The 17,460-nt window shown below is 41.6% G+C and carries 17 protein-coding genes; 11 read left to right on the top strand and 6 right to left on the bottom strand.

Going from position 1 to position 17,460, the window contains the following annotated elements; translation table 11 throughout:
* The 5 genes from FTU34_RS12535 to FTU34_RS12515 all read left to right on the top strand — a co-directional run.
* Positions 1-308, top strand: a 308-nt coding sequence (locus FTU34_RS12535; RefSeq protein ID WP_180112633.1) for an Ig-like domain-containing protein, incomplete at its 5' end; no start/stop codon positions are given.
* The gene (locus FTU34_RS18055) at positions 248-3,475 is read left to right on the top strand and encodes a BapA/Bap/LapF family large adhesin (protein WP_306670318.1); all 3,228 of its coding nucleotides are present in this window, start codon (positions 248-250) and stop codon (positions 3,473-3,475) included. The genes FTU34_RS12535 and FTU34_RS18055, both read left to right, overlap by 61 nt.
* A 242-nt stretch (positions 3,476-3,717) precedes the next feature.
* A complete protein-coding gene (locus FTU34_RS12525) occupies positions 3,718-4,689 on the top strand; it encodes a hypothetical protein (RefSeq protein WP_373686503.1) in 972 nt (323 codons plus the stop codon).
* A 95-nt stretch (positions 4,690-4,784) separates the two neighbouring features.
* Entirely contained in the window at positions 4,785-5,630 is an 846-nt protein-coding gene (locus FTU34_RS12520) for a hypothetical protein (protein ID WP_180035503.1), read from the top strand.
* A gap of 147 nt (positions 5,631-5,777) precedes the next feature.
* On the top strand, positions 5,778-6,224 hold the full coding sequence (locus FTU34_RS12515) for a hypothetical protein (protein ID WP_257223236.1): 447 nt from the start codon (positions 5,778-5,780) through the stop codon (positions 6,222-6,224).
* Between the two features lie 108 nt (positions 6,225-6,332).
* Here the strand turns inward: FTU34_RS12515 and FTU34_RS12510 are convergent, their stop codons facing one another.
* The 6 genes from FTU34_RS12510 to gatC form a co-directional block, all read right to left on the bottom strand.
* Positions 6,333-6,911, bottom strand: coding sequence for a DJ-1/PfpI family protein (locus FTU34_RS12510; RefSeq protein WP_180035505.1), 579 nt, complete (start codon positions 6,909-6,911; stop codon positions 6,333-6,335).
* Between the two features lie 347 nt (positions 6,912-7,258).
* On the bottom strand, positions 7,259-7,876 hold the full coding sequence (locus FTU34_RS12505) for a hypothetical protein (RefSeq protein WP_016659387.1): 618 nt from the start codon (positions 7,874-7,876) through the stop codon (positions 7,259-7,261).
* A gap of 281 nt (positions 7,877-8,157) precedes the next feature.
* Positions 8,158-9,006 carry a hypothetical protein gene (locus FTU34_RS12500; RefSeq protein WP_180035506.1) on the bottom strand — a complete coding sequence of 283 codons (849 nt, stop codon included), beginning with the start codon at positions 9,004-9,006 and terminating at the stop codon, positions 8,158-8,160.
* 64 nt (positions 9,007-9,070) lie between these two features.
* Complete coding sequence (gene gatB, locus FTU34_RS12495; RefSeq protein ID WP_180035507.1) at positions 9,071-10,546, bottom strand: Asp-tRNA(Asn)/Glu-tRNA(Gln) amidotransferase subunit GatB; 1,476 nt, start codon at positions 10,544-10,546, stop codon at positions 9,071-9,073.
* Positions 10,546-12,024: an Asp-tRNA(Asn)/Glu-tRNA(Gln) amidotransferase subunit GatA gene (gene gatA, locus FTU34_RS12490; protein WP_180035508.1), complete on the bottom strand. Its 1,479-nt coding sequence runs from the start codon at positions 12,022-12,024 to the stop codon at positions 10,546-10,548. Before gatA ends, gatB begins: the two co-directional genes overlap by 1 nt.
* A 51-nt stretch (positions 12,025-12,075) precedes the next feature.
* A complete protein-coding gene (gatC, locus tag FTU34_RS12485; RefSeq protein WP_078189985.1) occupies positions 12,076-12,390 on the bottom strand; it encodes an Asp-tRNA(Asn)/Glu-tRNA(Gln) amidotransferase subunit GatC in 315 nt (104 codons plus the stop codon).
* A gap of 133 nt (positions 12,391-12,523) precedes the next feature.
* Between gatC and FTU34_RS12480 the strand changes: the two genes are divergently transcribed.
* The 6 genes from FTU34_RS12480 (at position 12,524) to FTU34_RS12455 (ending at position 17,289) form a co-directional block, all read left to right on the top strand.
* Positions 12,524-13,570 (top strand): rod shape-determining protein, encoded by a 1,047-nt coding sequence (locus FTU34_RS12480; protein ID WP_078193300.1) that lies wholly within the window; start codon positions 12,524-12,526, stop codon positions 13,568-13,570.
* A gap of 16 nt (positions 13,571-13,586) precedes the next feature.
* Positions 13,587-14,444: a rod shape-determining protein MreC gene (gene mreC / locus FTU34_RS12475; RefSeq protein WP_078189984.1), complete on the top strand. Its 858-nt coding sequence runs from the start codon at positions 13,587-13,589 to the stop codon at positions 14,442-14,444.
* The gene (gene mreD, locus FTU34_RS12470; protein WP_180035509.1) at positions 14,431-14,922 is read left to right on the top strand and encodes a rod shape-determining protein MreD; all 492 of its coding nucleotides are present in this window, start codon (positions 14,431-14,433) and stop codon (positions 14,920-14,922) included. Before mreC ends, mreD begins: the two co-directional genes overlap by 14 nt.
* Positions 14,910-15,476 carry a Maf family nucleotide pyrophosphatase gene (locus FTU34_RS12465; RefSeq protein WP_180024201.1) on the top strand — a complete coding sequence of 189 codons (567 nt, stop codon included), beginning with the start codon at positions 14,910-14,912 and terminating at the stop codon, positions 15,474-15,476. The genes mreD and FTU34_RS12465 overlap by 13 nt, the downstream gene beginning before the upstream one ends.
* Positions 15,477-15,518: 42 nt before the next feature.
* The gene (rng, locus tag FTU34_RS12460) at positions 15,519-16,973 is read left to right on the top strand and encodes a ribonuclease G (protein ID WP_180035510.1); all 1,455 of its coding nucleotides are present in this window, start codon (positions 15,519-15,521) and stop codon (positions 16,971-16,973) included.
* 142 nt (positions 16,974-17,115) lie between these two features.
* Positions 17,116-17,289 (top strand): PA1571 family protein, encoded by a 174-nt coding sequence (locus FTU34_RS12455; RefSeq protein ID WP_168379036.1) that lies wholly within the window; start codon positions 17,116-17,118, stop codon positions 17,287-17,289.
* Positions 17,290-17,460: the final 171 nt, after the last annotated feature.

Genomic DNA, 17,460 nt, shown 5'->3' with positions numbered 1-17,460 from the left:
CAGCGACTGTAACAGGTAAAACTGAACCAGGTGCAACAGTAGTCATTAAAGATCCAGCGGGTAATCCAGTTCCAGTGACGGTTAATCCAGACGGCACCTTCACAGCGACTGTCCCAGCACCAGCCCCTGAGGGTGCATATACCGTAGAAGCAACGGACCTTGCTGGAAACACAGGCACAGGCACAGCTACGCTTGAGGATAATGTACCTCCAGCGGCTCCTACAGATTTGGACTTTAACGATCAGATTTGGACTTTAACGATACTGGTTCAGAAATTAGTGGTAAGGGTGAACCAGGCGCTACTGTAGAAATTAAAGATGCTAATGGTAATGTGATTGGTACTGGTACAGTAGATTCAACCGGTAATTTTGTTGTTGAACTAGACGATCCATTAGTAGATGGTGAAACTGTATCGGTAGTATTGACTGATGTAGCTGGTAATACATCTGATCCAAGTAGTGTTAAGGCTCCAATTTTAGACGAAGCCGACTCGGATTCTGACTCTGACAGCGATTCTGACAGTGACTCGGATTCTGACAGTGACTCGGATTCTGACAGTGACTCTGATTCTGATTCTGACAGTGACTCTGACTCGGATTCTGACAGTGACTCTGATTCTGATTCTGACAGTGACTCGGATTCTGACAGTGACTCGGATTCTGACTCTGACAGTGACTCGGATTCTGACAGTGACTCGGATTCTGACTCTGACTCGGATTCTGACTCTGACAGCGATTCTGACTCTGACAGTGACTCTGACTCTGACTCTGACTCGGATTCTGACTCTGACAGCGACTCGGATTCTGACTCTGACAGTGACTCGGATTCTGACTCTGACAGCGACTCGGATTCTGACTCTGACAGTGACTCGGATTCTGATTCTGACTCTGACTCGGATTCTGACAGTGACTCGGATTCTGACTCTGACAGTGACTCTGACTCGGATTCTGACAGTGACTCTGACTCGGATTCTGACTCTGACAGTGACTCGGATTCTGACTCTGACAGCGACTCGGATTCTGACTCTGACAGTGACTCGGATTCTGACTCTGACAGCGACTCGGATTCTGACAGTGACTCGGATTCTGACAGTGACTCGGATTCTGACAGTGACAGTGACTCGGATTCTGACAGCGACTCGGATTCTGACTCTGACAGTGACTCGGATTCTGATTCTGACTCTGACAGCGATTCTGACAGTGACTCGGATTCTGACAGTGACTCGGATTCTGACAGTGACTCGGATTCTGACAGTGACTCTGACTCGGATTCTGACTCTGACAGTGACTCGGATTCTGATTCTGACAGTGACTCGGATTCTGACTCTGACAGTGACTCGGATTCTGACTCTGACAGTGACTCGGATTCTGATTCTGACAGTGACTCGGATTCTGATTCTGACAGTGACTCGGATTCTGACTCTGACAGCGATTCGGATTCTGACTCTGACTCGGATTCTGACAGCGATTCTGATTCTGATACGGATGTTTCTGCAGTTGATGATGTTCGAGATGCTGATATTGATGTCAACCCAGTTACAACAACGGGAATTGCGCAGGGTAGCGGGACTGTACTGGCAACAGTAGGGTTGGTGGGGCTTGATTTAAAACTCTTAGGCACACCGAATGTTGAATTTAAAATTGAAGATGGTCATAAGCAAGATGTAACTTTTAGCGTGACATCACTGCTTGATTTTACATTATTTGGTGAGCCAACCATTATTCTTCAAAAATATGATGAAGCTACTAAGAGCTGGACAGATGTTGGTAATGGTTCCGATGGTGCAACTTTCCTTGATTTGAATATTCTAAGTGGTCGGTTGGAAGTAACAGCAACTGATTTAGGCGCTGGTGAATATCGTGTTTATTTAGCTTCCGAAAGTGTAGTATCGGCAAGTCTTTTAACAACAGTCACAGCAACAGCTGTTGATTATGATTACACTCAGATTGGTACAGTTGAAGGTCAAGAAATTACTGGAAATGTACTAACTGATGCAGATCATCCTGCGGGTAACGATACGGTAACTACAGATACGGTAGTTTCTAAAGTCTCGGTGGATGGTCAATCTGTAGAAACAATTGTTGCTTCTACCGGTGAGACTACTATAGCTGGTAAATATGGAACATTAATTATTGATTCAACAGGTAAATACACTTACACGCCAAATAACGATATCGCGAATATTGGTAAGCAAGAAGTATTTAACTATACGATCACTGATCCTAATGATACAAATGCGGCTAACAATTCAGCGCAATTGATTATCAATATAGGTAGTCCAGATGTGACTGGTGTTGTAGATGCAAATGATGATGCTGGAACTGTAGTGATTAATACAGCGAAAGCGATTACACATATCGATCATGCCGATACTCAAACAGCACAAGCTACTAGTGGTACGGGTGTGACAACACAAAGTGGCAGTTTGGATTTTGATATTGGTCATTTGAACAACGGTCAAATTACCATTTCAACAGGGGCGGTAGTAACTCGTGGTGCAGATACCACCGTGACTTATACGTTGTATAAAGATGGTCAAGCAGTTGCTGGCTATACAAATATTAGTGCAACGGCAGCTGATACGGCAGGTGTGATGCTAGCAGAAACGCTACACACCATTAACTTGAGTGCGTTAAATCAACAACCTGGTAAATACCACTTAGAATATACAGTTACTAAAGACGCGCAGAACTGGGGTACAAATATAATCCCAGTGTCCTCTGTTGCACCTCTGGTTACTGTGGCGATAGATGGTTCATCTTTTGTGATTGCAGATACCAATACAAGTTCTTCACAAAACATCGTGCAGGGCAACTTGTATGCTGACAATGGTGCAGGAGTTGATACAGTTGATGGCTATGCAACCAAAATTGTGATTGGTACGACTGAAATTATGTTCGGTGAAACCAAAACTATTGCTACTACTCATGGTGTACTGACAATTTCAGGAAATGGTGATTATGTTTATCAAGCAGATGCTGTGGGTAATGTAGTAAATGCGGCAACGGATACGATTCAGTATACATTGGTTGGTCCGACGGGCGCATCTGATACGGCAACATTAACTGTTACGCCTCAGATCAATAGCAGTGGTATCGTTGAAATGAGTACAGCGGGGAATGATACATTCAACACAGGAACTGGTGCAGATACAGTCATCTTTGACTTGTTAAATGCAGCTGGAACTGCGGGTGGAAATACAACTCTGACTGGAAATGATGTATGGACTGACTATAATGTAAATGAAGGCGATACGCTGGATCTACAAGGTTTGTTCAAAGACATTACTACGCCGTTAACAGCACAGAATATTGGTCAATATGTCAAACTTGAACAAGATGGTGAAAATGTTAAAGTCAGTGTAGATGTCGATGGACCTACACTTGGTATAAGCAACTATACAGGTCTTGTGATCTTGAACAATACTGATGTAACTCTTCAGGAATTGATCAATAAAAATCAAATCATTTGGTAATTATTAAATGAATAAAAAAGAGCCTCCTCGGAGGCTCTTTTTTATGGCTCCCAGAAACCCTCTATATCCAAATAAAATGTGAAACTCATCAAATTAAAATGAACAACATATGTATACATCTCAAACGTATGCGATTTTAGTGATTAAATTTATAAAAATAATAAATAAAATCAAGATTATAAAATTGTGAAAGGCATTAAATTACGCTATTTTTTAGAAGTGAAATTTTTGAGATTTTTGCTGTGAATTTAAAGGCAATGTTATGGGTGGGGTGTATTGGATTTGCATTACATGGTTGTACAACCATGCAGAGTTTAAACCCAAATTCATTTAATCATTATGCATCACCACAAGAAGTGATCAATCAAAAAGGGCTAAATAGCTCAAATGGGAAGGCGAAAGAATACGTCTATGATTGGGGACCACAAAAGAAAAATATGGAAGCAGAATCGCTCATACCCAAGCAAAATATGAGCAGTTACTGCCAAGCCAAAAATGGCAAATTTATTCAACTGAATAAAAGCAATTTGAACCAAGTCAAAAATGCATGGAGTCGTAAATTATTAGCGACCTATAGCAGTATAAAACAAAGCACAGGTGTGTTTCAGTGTAGTCAGGCAGATGGACAACGTTGGATGGTTGCTATTGAACCCGTTTCAGAGCGTAAATCGAATGACCGTTCTGAAACCCGCTTAGTGAGTTTGTATACAGCAATTATTGGACCCGAAGAACGTCGCAAAAACTATAATAAACAAGAAGAAACTGTAGCTAAAAAAGCCACACCAAGCAAAGCAAAAGCAACGACAACAAAAAGCAATGCGAAAGAGGAAGCAAAAAAAGAAGTAGAGACTAAAAAAGAAACCAAAGCCAAAGAGCCTGAAAAAAAACCTGTAGTGAAACCAGTTGCAGAAACATCGCAACAGATACAAATGCGCTTATATGTGAATGCACGACGTGACCTGAATGCCGGAAAAAATCAAGTCACCGCTTGTAATAATGCACAGCGCGCTTATAGCTATGGCAAATTAAATGGTGCAAATGCCAATAGAGCCTATGCTGAATCAGGCATGCTCGTTGCAAAATGCTTAACCTCAGTGCCTGCATATAGCAAAAGTTATCCAAACGCCAATGCAAGAGCAAAAGGCATCTTACAAAACTTAGCGACCAACTATAACCATGCAGGGGCAAAAAATATGTTGAATCGTATGAAATAAACTTCAACAGGATAAAAGCTATTTGGGGAAATAGGCTTTTATCCTGATCCAATGATGTACTCAGATAAAATTTAAAAAAATAATAAGGAAAAACCATGAGTTCAGTAAATGAAATTTATTTTAATGCACCATTATTTGACCGAGAATTGACAGAAATTACAGTCAATATCGAGCAAACACCGTTCTTTTTGAATGATCGTGGGCATCCAACATATTTAGCATCACTTGGGTCAGGGATTCATTTAATTACCGAGTCGGCCACCAATGCGAAAATGACGATGGGAAATGGCTACGAGGTTCCTTCTGAAATTTCGACTAAAATTACCAATTGGGGGGAGCAAACGGAGCTTGATTTTGAAGGGCAACACTTCGAGTTTATGCCATTGGTGGCAACCAAAGAAACCGCGGCAGCTTTTGGTATCACCCTAGTCCATGCAGGTGAAGCGATTCAGATTCATTCAAATCAAAAACGACTGTCAGAAATTCATTATGAATACGGCATGATGGCAGGGCATTATTTGCCTTATGAAAATGCAACATCAAATTTAAATGGCTGTAAAACTTTAACGCCATTTGTCATTACTGATTTAGAACATCATGACTTTCCGCATATTTTTAGCGCGACAGATCAGGATCAATTGCCTCTGGTCATCTCCGTTGGGCGTTATTTCCCAAATCTAGGTAAGATTTACTTGGCAGATTTATGGGTCAATCCCGGAGATGCTTTATATATTCCTGCGAAACCCAAATATTCGAATCCCGAGTTTATTGACCTACATAACAACCGTAATGCAGCACTTGCCTGTTGGCGAGGTGACAGCAATAAATCGACATTGACTACCCATAGTTTGCTCGATACCCATGGACATTTTTACTGGTATTGGAATAGAAGGCCAACGATTCATCCTCTCATCTATGCACCGACTAGCAAAAATGAATAGTTGAGTTACATAGACCAAACAGCAAATACAGTACTTCATGATACAAAGGTGACTCAAGTTTTGGGAGTTTGGTCTATGGCTTACGGTTTATCTAAAAAATTACATCTACGTTTTTCACGACCTGCAGGTTTAGCTTTATTGACGCTCATGATGCTTGGGACGACGCAAGTGAGTTTAGCGAGTCCGACGGTCGATCAGCTCAGTCAATGTTTAGTGAAATCGACCACTGCCGCAGATAAAACCACGGTTTTGCAATGGACCTTTTCTGCCTTGGCAGCGCATCCAGATTTAAAACAATACAGTAATGTCAGCGATGCGCAAAAAACGCAACTCGATAAAAATCTGGCTCAAGTGATGCAGCGAATCTTGGTTGAGCAATGTTCTACGCAAACGCAGGCCGTAATTAAAGCCGACGGTCTACAGGCTGTAGGCGAAAGTTTTCAAGAGCTTGGTAGTATCACGGGGGATGAAATATTAAAGACGCCTGAAATTAAACAACAATTACAAGGCGTACTCCGTTATGTCGATTTGAATAAATTGGTGACTAAATTTTTAACCCCAGAAATTTGGAATAAGTTAGGTGTGGTTCGTTAATTTTATTTTGAGTAAATAAAAAATGCTCCTTTTATACAAGGAGCATTTTTTATGGATTCACCCTAAATGGATGATGATCCAATGCGTTTTAGTTTGGTGACTCAAGCATTAAATGGTAATCGTCGCGCCTAATGCTTTAACAAATTGCGCCATCCACGCAGGGTGAGCAGGCCAAGCAGGAGCAGTAACTAAATGACCGTCGGTCACTGCATCCGTGACTGCAATATCTGCATACTGACCGCCAGCCAGTTTAACTTCGGCGGCACATGCAGGATAAGCGGAACATGTACGGCCTTTCAGTACATTGGCTGCCGCCAAAATTTGCGCACCATGACAAACCGCTGCAATCGGTTTTTTCGCTGCGTCAAATTCGCGTACGATTTCAATCACACGTGCATTCATACGTAAATATTCAGGTGCACGACCACCCGGAATCACTAAGCCGACATAGTTATCCGAGTTAACTGCATCAAAGTCATAGTTAATGGTAAAGTTATGACCGCGTTTTTCGCTATAGGTTTGTTCACCTTCAAAATCATGAATCGCTGTGGCAATGTTGTCACCGGCTTTTTTGTCAGGGCAAACGGCATGAACGGTATAACCAAGACCAACTAAAAACTGAAAAGGTACCATGGTTTCGTAGTCTTCAGCATAGTCACCTACAAGCATAAGAATTTGTTTTGACATGATGTAACCCTCTGTTGAAATATGATTTATATCAATTTTTCATTTACCTTAGCATATTGAAATGACAGTTTTAAGCAGGCTGTAAATTCTTTAGTTGTATATTTTTATTTAGATTTATAAAAAGTTATGGATGGTTATAGTTCAAATTATGATGAGTCTAGTAGGCTAGCTGTTATCAATTATTAATGACTTTAGTGTTTTTCACAAAGTTTTAAAAAGTTAAATATTTACCTCTCCCTTGCGCAGCACTGCTGCTTATCTCCTAAAAGGAGAGGGGGGATATCCAAAAAATCGTTTAAGTATTTATTCACTTTGAAAGCTCCCTCTCCCATTGGGAGAGGGATAAATCACAGCAAATCAGGATAAAATTTTTCATAGTCTAGATTTGGTTCATGAGTTACTTTCAGCTTGCCTTTAGATCCTGTGACATAGCTATTGATCTCTTTAAGTGGTTTCTCATGCCAACCGATATTGAATGCACAAAACGTATTTTCTTTTTTAAAAAATTCTAGATGACTGTATGGCAAGTGATTGTGAATCCAATATGCAATCTGTTTCCAATTATTTGGGTCTTTTTCAATTAAATCGATGAGTGAGGGAATGATAATACACGCCGTTGCACCGTAGCCTTTTGCGTCAGGATAGTCCCAAATATGGCTTGCAAAGTTTTTTTCATTACTCGCGCAGTTATGTCCTTTTTCGTTGCCAAGTTGATTGACGCTTGGTGAGCGATAAGCGGAGCGAATGGCAATACGTCCAAACTTTTCTTGCAGTGGTTCAAGTAGTTCTTCGCAGAGTTTTGAGCCCATACGAATCGCAATGTCAGGATGGTCGGGGAAGTTAGGTACACCGTACCAATTTGCGATTTCGCTATAGAGGAAATCGCGCATAAAAAATGACTTTGAAAGTTGGATACGTCCTAAGTCTTCAAGTTTGCCAATTGAGGATGCTTTTTTGATGGTCATGTTATTTTTGGTGTGAAGTGTTTTATTGATTGTATGTTTAAAATTTTGAAAATTAAATATTTACCTCTCCCTAACCCTCTCCTTAAAGGAGAGGGAACTTCCAATATTAATTTTATAAATGTATTTAATTGGTAATAATTTCTCCCTCTCCCTTTAGGAGAGGGCTGGGGTGAGGGTGCTAATCACGCATAAAAATGATTTTATAAGTGGAATGCGTTCTAAATCTTCAAGTTTAACGATAGAGGATATTTTTTGTTGGTCATAAGAATTTTACTTAAAAACTATCCTAGATATTTTGTTAATTCAGGAATATATGGTGCTAAAGCAGACCAAAGAGTTGCAATTGATGAGCTATTTGATAAAAGAGATTCAAATGCTGATTTTCTTTCGGTGCTAGTTTGTGCATTTTCAAAATTATTTATGTCTGTATTTAAAGTCTGTTTTATTGATGTAAGTTCTTGAGAACTATTTATAACGTCTCGAATTTGCTTACAAACTTGTTGTAAGGCTTGGTTGTTGATTTGATTAATATTCATGGTGCTATTAGCTCCACTTTGAAATTGACTCTGTTGAAATGTGCCAGAGTAATTGTTTTGAATTGTTGGGATGGTTTTCATAGCATTATCTATATCATCCATTTTTAGAATACCTTTCTGAAGTCGATATGTTTTTGTTTGTTTAAGTAAGTTTAATATATCCGAAACTTGATCGATATCTGCACATATATATTTGCAAATGTTAATCATCTCAACGATAGACCAATCGTAAAATTCAAGTTCATGAATTCTTTTCTCAACAGCTTTATATGTGCTTTCGCAAATACCTTTATGGTATTCGAGATTCAACGATAAATGATCTACTAGCTGTTTTAGCGTTGGTGTGTTTGGTGGGAATGTTGAGTCAAATATAATACTGTTCAACGCAATGGCAGTATCTCGTCCTTTACCATAGATTTGTGAGATTAAAAAATTATCCTCAGGTTTTAAATCTCTAAGACAGTCATAGAAATGTTCTATAGATTTATGATGTATAAATTGTTCTTCATATTCCTTCATATTTTGACGTTTGATTTTTATAATTTCGATTTGTTGATCGATATCAATTATTTCATGTGTGATAGCATAAGACATAATATAAAAAACCCCGCATTAAGCGAGGTTTTTATAACATGAAATCAATTAATTAGTGAATAAATCAACCAATCAATTTCTTCATCAATTCATTCACTTGAGCAGGGTTTGCTTTACCTTTCGCTGCTTTCATTACTTGACCAACTAAACCGTTGAAAGCTTTCTCTTTACCAGATTTATACTCTTCAACCATCTTCTCGTTAGCAGTAAGTACGTCTTTAATAATCGCTTCAATCGCGCCTGTATCAGTTTCCTGTTTCAAGCCTTTTTCAGCAATAATCTCGTCCGCAGTTTTGCCTTCTTCCCACATAAAGCCGAACACTTGCTTTGCAATCTTACCGTTAATGGTGTTGTCCACAATACGCGCGATCATACCGCCAAGTTTTTCAGCAGATACAGGAGAGTCATGAAGCTCGAAGCCCGCTTTGTTTAAAGCACCTGAGAATTCGCCCATCACCCAGTTTGCAGCCACTTTACCTTGAGCGGCACCGCCAGCAGCTTTCACCACGTCTTCATAAAACTCTGACATTTCACGAGTAAGCGTAAGCACGTGAGCATCGTACTCAGTCACGCCAAAGTCAGCTACAAAACGCGCACGGCGTGCAGCAGGCAACTCAGGCAATGCAGCACGTGCCGCTTCAATTTGAACGTCTGCAATGATCACAGGTAACAAGTCAGGGTCTGGGAAGTAGCGGTAATCGTTCGCTTCTTCTTTAGAACGCATTGAACGCGTTTCCATCTTCACAGGGTCGAATAAACGTGTTTCTTGATCAATGGTGCCATCCCATTCCAAGATTTCCATTTGACGTTCAATTTCTACGTTAATCGCTTGCTCAATGAAACGGAATGAGTTCAAGTTTTTCAACTCGCAGCGCGTACCAAATGGTTGACCCGGACGACGTAGTGACACGTTACAGTCCGCACGGAACGAACCTTCTGCCATGTTACCGTCAGAAATGCCTAACCAACGCACAAGGGTGTGAATCGCTTTAATATAAGCAACCGCTTCTTCAACCGAACGCATATCAGGTTCAGATACGATTTCAAGCAGTGGCGTACCTGCACGGTTTAAATCGATACCAGATTGACCTTCAAATTGGTCATGGATCGATTTACCAGCATCTTCCTCAAGGTGAGCACGGGTTACACCAATGCGCTTAACCGTACCATCTTCAAGTTGAATGTCGATATGACCCAAGCCCACAATCGGGTTGTCCATTTGGCTGATTTGGTAGCCTTTTGGAGAGTCAGGGTAGAAATAGTTTTTACGTGCAAATACAGAAGCTTGGTCGATGTAAGCATCGATACCCAAACCAAAGCGAATCGCAAGATCAACTACTTCTTTGTTGAGTACTGGCAATACGCCAGGCATTGCCAAATCAACAAGGCTCGCTTGTGTATTTGGGTCTTGACCAAATGTGGTAGATGAGCCTGAGAAAATTTTAGTATTGGTCGCAAGCTGAGTGTGAATCTCAATACCAATCACCACTTCCCAACCATCAATCAGGTTAGATTTTGGTTTAGCAGCGTTTTTAGCCATTATGCATTCTCCTCAGCAATTGCAGCGCGTTGTGTATGCCAATCGGTTGCTTGTTGGTACTGATGCACCACAGACAACAATTGAGACTCTGACCAGTAGTTACCAATCAGCTGTAAGCCAACAGGCAAGTTGTCTTTGTCAAAACCAACAGGCGCGTTAATCGCAGGCAGACCTGCCAAGTTCACTGCGATGGTGTAGATGTCGCCTAAGTACATTTCTACAGGAGACAGGTTTGCACCAATTTTATATGCAGTCGTTGGTGCAGCAGGAGCAGCAATCACGTCTACAGATTCAAATGCTTTTAAGAAATCTTGTTGAATTAAACGACGTACTTTTTGTGCTTTCACATAATAAGCATCGTAGTAACCCGCAGACAGCGCGTAAGTACCAATCAAAATACGTTGTTGAACTTCTTTACCAAAACCTTCAGAGCGTGAACGCTTGTAAAGATCCATCAAATCAACTGGATTTTCTGCACGGTAGCCATAACGTACACCGTCGAAACGAGATAAGTTAGACGATGCTTCAGCAGGGGCAATCAAGTAATACGTTGGTACGTAGCTTTCAGTCATGTTCAGGTCAATCTCAACCAAGATTGCGCCCATTTCTTCAAGCTTTTTCAACGATTCTTCAACACGTGCTTTCACGTCTGCATCTAAACCAGCAACATTAAAGTACTGTTTCGGAATACCGATGCGTAAGCCTTTTACTGAAGTGCTGTTGAGGTTCGCTACATAGTTATCGACGTCTTTTTCAACCGAAGTTGAATCTTTCGCGTCATGACCTGCCATCACGTTCATGAGGTAAGCACAGTCTTCAGCCGAACGTGCCATTGGGCCGCCTTGGTCTAAAGATGATGCATACGCGATCATACCGAAGCGTGACACACGACCATACGTCGGTTTAAGGCCTGTTAGACCACAGAAAGATGCAGGTTGACGGATTGAACCACCGGTATCTGTACCTGTTGCGAACGGCGCAAGATCAGCTGCTACCGCTGCCGCAGAACCGCCTGAAGAACCACCGGGAACATGGTTTAAGTTCCACGGGTTCGCAGTCGCGCCATAAAATGAATTTTCAGAGGTTGAACCCATGGCGAATTCATCCATGTTCACTTTACCTAAAGTGACAAGGCCCGCAGCTTTACCTTTCGCTACAACGGTCGCGTCGTAAGGAGAGATAAAATTGTCCAGCATTTTAGAACCAGCAGTGGTTTTAATGCCTTGGGTACAGAAAATATCTTTATGTGCAATTGGTACACCGGTCAACGCACTTGCATTGCCTGCTTTAATTGCAGCATCAGCCGCATCTGCTTGCGCAAGTGCTTGTTCAGCTGTCACGGTCACGTATGACTTGACTTGAGCATCGATTTTTTCAATGCGTTTTAAATAGTGTTCAGTCAATTCGCGTGAAGAAAATTTAGCGCCAGCCAAACCTTCAGACAATTCACGAATTGATAAGCGATGTAAATCTGTCATGAGAAATATTTCTTTACGTTTAATTTGAAAAAATGTTGATCTGAATAAAAATTATTCAATCACACGCGGAACAAGGTACAAGCCATCCTGTACGGCAGGAGCAACTGCTTGATATGCTTCGCGATGATTGGTCTCAGATACCACGTCTTCACGTAAGGGCTGTGGATTGTCGAATGGACTTTTTAGTGGTTCAACACCGTCAGTATCGATGCCTTTCAGGGTTTCCATCATGCCTAAAATTTTATTTAAACTTTGAGCATAGTCAGCAGATTGCGCTTCATCTAGCGACAATCGAGCCAGATGGGCAATCGCTGAAACTGTTTGTGCATTTAGATCTGCAGAATGCTGTGCATCCGATGTAGACATAACATTACCTAATCAGTATTAAAAAAATTCAAAATATCGTGGCTTATAATAAGCGATTGACTTGTTCAAATCATCACATTTAGTTAAAGTTGCCACCTTGCGTCCATATAAAAGTTTAACTGAGAACGTCCCCGTGATTCTAAAACGACTAATTGGCTTGTTTTCGCCGGATCTTGCCATTGATTTAGGCACTGCAAATACACTTATCTATGCGCCAGGACGAGGCATTATATTAAATGAACCGACGGTGGTGGCAATTCGCCACAGTGGTTCACAAAAAATCGTTGCCGCAGTAGGTCTTGACGCGAAGCAAATGCTAGGTCGTACACCTGCAAATATTTCTGCGATTCGCCCAATGAAAGATGGGGTGATTGCAGATTTTGAAGTCACTGAAACGATGTTGAATCAATTCATTGGCAAAGTGCACGAAAAACGTTTGTTCCCACCTGCACCGCGTGTCGTGGTGTGTGTGCCATGTAAATCGACGTTGGTGGAACGCCGTGCAATCCGTGAAGCTGTATACAATGCAGGTGCACGTGAAGTTCGCTTAATTGAAGAGCCAATGGCTGCTGCAATTGGTGCAGGTATGCCTGTTGAGCAAGCCTGTGGTTCGATGGTTGTCGATGTTGGTGGTGGTACAACTGAAATCGCGATCATTTCACTTCAAGGTTGTGTCTATGCAGACTCACTACGTATCGGTGGTGATGTATTTGATGAACAAATCATTAACTACGTGCGTAAAGCACATGGTTGTGTGATTGGTGAAACCACTGCAGAAAACATCAAAAAAGAAGTGGGTATGGCGCTTCCAGAAGAAGGTGCAAAACCTTTGGAAATCGAAGTCCGTGGTCGTAACTTGGCAGAAGGTGTACCTCGTGCGATTACTGTCACTTCTGATGAAGTGACTCAAGCGATTTCTGATCCACTACAAAACATTGTGTCTGCGGTTAAATCTGCACTAGAGCAAACGCCACCTGAGTTGTCTTCAGACATCGCAGAACGCGGTATTGTGTTGACTGGTGGCGGTGCATTACTTCGCAATCTTGATAAGCTTCTTGCAAAAGAAACAGGTCTTCCTGTAGTGGTTGCAGAAGATCCACTATCATGTGTTACACGTGGTGGCGGTAAGGTTCTCGAATTCTTCGATAACCCAAATCATGACATGTTATTTGTAGGCTAAGAAAAGGACTCGGCGGGTGCAAACGCAACTGTTTTCAAGACAACCGCCATCTTTTCGCTCATTTATCATTGCGGTGATTACATGCTTGGTGGTGCTTTTCTTTGATTGGCGCATGCCGCATGTAATTCAACCGGCCAGAGACGTCTTGTATGCGGCATATAATCCAATTTATGCCCTTGCAAGCTATCCAGTGTTATCGCGAGAATGGCTGAATCAACAAACCAAGTCTGAAGCTCAATTACGTCGTGAAAATACCGCGATGCAAGCAGAGCTAATTCAGGCTCAAGTCCGTTTACAGAAACTATCTGAACTTTCTGCTGAAAATACTCGACTGCGTGGACTGCTCGATACGCCACTCATTATTGATGGTCGTATGGAGATTGCCGAAGTCATTGGTACCGATGCTGATCCCTTACGTCATATTATTGTGATTAACCGCGGAGCCAGCAGTCAGCTTAAAGTGGGACAAACTGTACTCGATGACAAGGGTATTATGGGGCAAATTATCAATGTTTACCCACATAGTAGCCGTGTCATGTTGCTCTCAGACAAAGAGCACTCTTTATCCGTGCGGATGGAGCATACCGGTATGCGCGCAATCGTTACGGGTACAGGTGACTTAGGTCGACTTAAGATGGAATACGTGCCAACCAGTGCCAATATCAAAGTCGGTGAAAAAGTCTATAGCTCAGGGCTAGGTGCACATTTCCCAGCAGGATATTTGGTGGGGACAGTGTCGAAAGTCAGTCGTCACAATAGCGGTGAATTTGCCCAAATTGATATCAATCCTGCTGCCCAATTGGCAGGTGGTCATCATGTGGTTGTGCTATTTTCCGATTCATTAGCGATGGAGCAACCGCATGTCACTCGCTAAGCTTAGTCGTCATACAGAGCGCGACCCATTATTTCCGATTATCTTTTCCATCATTTTGGCATCCGTGCTGATGGTGTATCCGCTTTCTTATGACCTATCGGGTTGGCGCCCATTATTCATGATGATGATCATGCTATTTTGGGTACTCTGTCAGCCGACATGGTGCGGTGTTTGGTTTGCATTTGCCACAGGTCTCTTTACGGACTTATTAACTGATGCGCCTTTTGGCATGAACGCACTGAGTTTTGTGGTCATTGCATTTGTGACACGCTTTTTAACCCGTGAACGTCGTATTCTCACATTTGGTAATTTATGGATTATTGCTGCAATGGCAATTTTCGCGCATTTACTGTTTGTGTGGATTGTTCAAGTGATGGGTGGGGCACAGTTTTCATTTGCTCGCCATTGGCAGCCAATTGTAACTAGCTTACTCATTTGGCCAATCATGTATTACTTCCTGAAAAAATGGCGCATATAATTTTAGCTTCGAGTTCTCCTCGACGACGCGAACTATTGCAACAATTAGGTCTGGAATTTGACATTTTCAGTCCAGATATTGATGAGTCCGTGTTGGAAGGAGAACCTGTAGCGGATTATGTAGAGCGTTTAGCACGTGCCAAAGCTTGCGCAGTACAACAACAATTCCCTAATGCTATCGTTATTGCCGCCGATACCAGTTTAGGCGTAGATGAGCACATTTTAGGAAAACCAGCGTCTAAAGCACATGCTTTTTCTATGTGGGAAATGATCTCTGGACGAAAACATGATGTGTTTTCAGGTGTTTGTGTCAGTACAAAAGATCAAATATACAGTATAGTAGTACGTACACAGGTTGAATTTCAAACGCTGAGTCTAGCTGACATGGAAAGCTACTGGGCAACAGGTGAACCAATCGGCAAGGCGGGAGCCTATGCTATTCAAGGAATTGCTGCGCGCTATATTCCTTGTATTGAAGGGAGCTACAGCAATGTCGTTGGGCTGCCTTTGCATGAAACCGTACAGTTATTACAGACAGTTAAGGCATTAAATTAACTGCTGCAACACAAGAATTTTTATAATGTTTTGAGTTTTGATATGTCTGACGAGTTGTTGATTAACGTCACACCGATGGAATGTCGTGTGGCGTTGATTCAAAACGGTACGGTCAATGAATTATTTGTTGAACGCACCGTGAAGCGTGGGTTAGTGGGCAATATTTATAAAGGGAAAGTTGTTCGTGTGCTTCCGGGTATGCAGGCTGCTTTTATTGATATTGGATTGTCGAGAACGGCTTTTTTACATATCAATGATATGGTCTGGCAGCGCAATCAACCGACCCCGAACGTTTTTGAGCTGTTACAGCCGGGGCAAGTACTCACCGTACAAGTCATGAAAGATATGTTGGGTACCAAAGGTGCACGACTATCGACTGATCTTTCTATTCCTTCCCGTTACCTCGTTTTAATGCCATATGGTAGTCATACCGGTGTTTCACAGCGCATTGAGTCTGAAGAAGAACGTGATCGCTTGCGTAGCATGATTGAACACATTCAAAAGGAACACAATTTACCGGGTTCAGTCATCGTTCGTACTGCTGCTGAAGGTATTCCTGAATGTGAAATTGCGCAGGACATGGCCTATTTAGCAAAACTGTGGGAATACATACAACGTAAACAACGCAGTATTGTTGTGCCATCTTTGATTTTTGAAGAGCTACCTTTACCACAACGCGTCATCCGTGATTTGGCTAATGAAGAGACGTCTAAAATTCAGGTCGACTCACGCGAAGTGCATGGCAAATTGCAAGAATTTGTCCAAGAATTTGTACCGAGTATGCAAAATCGCTTACTGCATTATCCGGGTGAGCGTCCAATTTTTGACTTGTACAATGTCGAAGAAGATATTCAGAAAGCCTTACAGACACGTGTAGCACTTAAATCTGGCGGTTATCTGATGATCGATCAAACTGAAGCGATGACCACGATTGATGTCAATACTGGCTCCTACGTCGGTGGTCGTTCACTTGAAGACACTGTGTTTAAAACCAATATGGAAGCCACACAGGTCATTGCACGTCAGCTTCGACTACGTAACTTGGGCGGGATTATCATTATTGACTTCATTGATATGCAAGAAGCACATCATCGAGAAGAAGTGATGAGCCAGTTTGAGAAAATGCTCGAGCGCGATCATGCCAAAACCAAGATCACTCAAGTGTCTGAGCTGGGTTTGGTGGAAATGACGCGTAAACGCACCCGTGAATCTCTGGAGCATCTGCTTTGTGATTCTTGTCCGACCTGTCAGGGGCGTGGTTATGTGAAAACGGCTGAAACAGTTTGCTATGAAATTTTCCGTGAAATCTTGAGATATGCACGTGCTTATGAATCACAAAGTGGTTTCACTGTGGTGGCACATCCGTCGGTGATTGACCGATTGTTAACTGCTGAAGCACCTGCAGTGGCTGATTTAGAGCACTTTATTAGTCGTGTGATCAAGTTCCAAGTGGAAAATTTATATACGCAAGAGCAATACGATATCATTCTGAGTTGAAATTGTAACAGAATATCGTTAAACACTTGTTACAACTGAGATTTTACTTTTGAACTGTTATTTTGAATACTAGACACATCAAATAGCCAAAGCTATTTTCCTGCATTGGACTTGAAAATGGCTTAGCAAAAAGAGGTGTATTATGGGTGTTAGTAAAACAGTAATGAAAAGTGGTCTTAAAACTGTCGTTGAAGCAAAAGCGATCCATTCAGGTTATATCGTGGATGAGCGTGGTAATGAAGTTCAAATTACAGCGTCTATGATTCGTTCTGCTTGTCATCAGTTACTTAAACAGTGCCGAGCAATTAAAGCTTAAATATTGAAATATAAATAATAATGTAATCCAGAGGGTTAAAGTGCTAACGCGCGATTCTAAATTTTTTAATGCGCTAAAATTTTATAAAGAATGGAAAATAAATTTAATTATCAGTGTGTATTTACAAGTCGTAATTAAACAATAACAACGGATTTGTTCACCTAAATTTTA

This window comes from Acinetobacter sp. YH12094 (assembly GCF_013419295.1).
Classification (GTDB): domain Bacteria; phylum Pseudomonadota; class Gammaproteobacteria; order Pseudomonadales; family Moraxellaceae; genus Acinetobacter; species Acinetobacter amyesii.
This window is presented reverse-complemented; position numbering and strand designations above follow the sequence as displayed.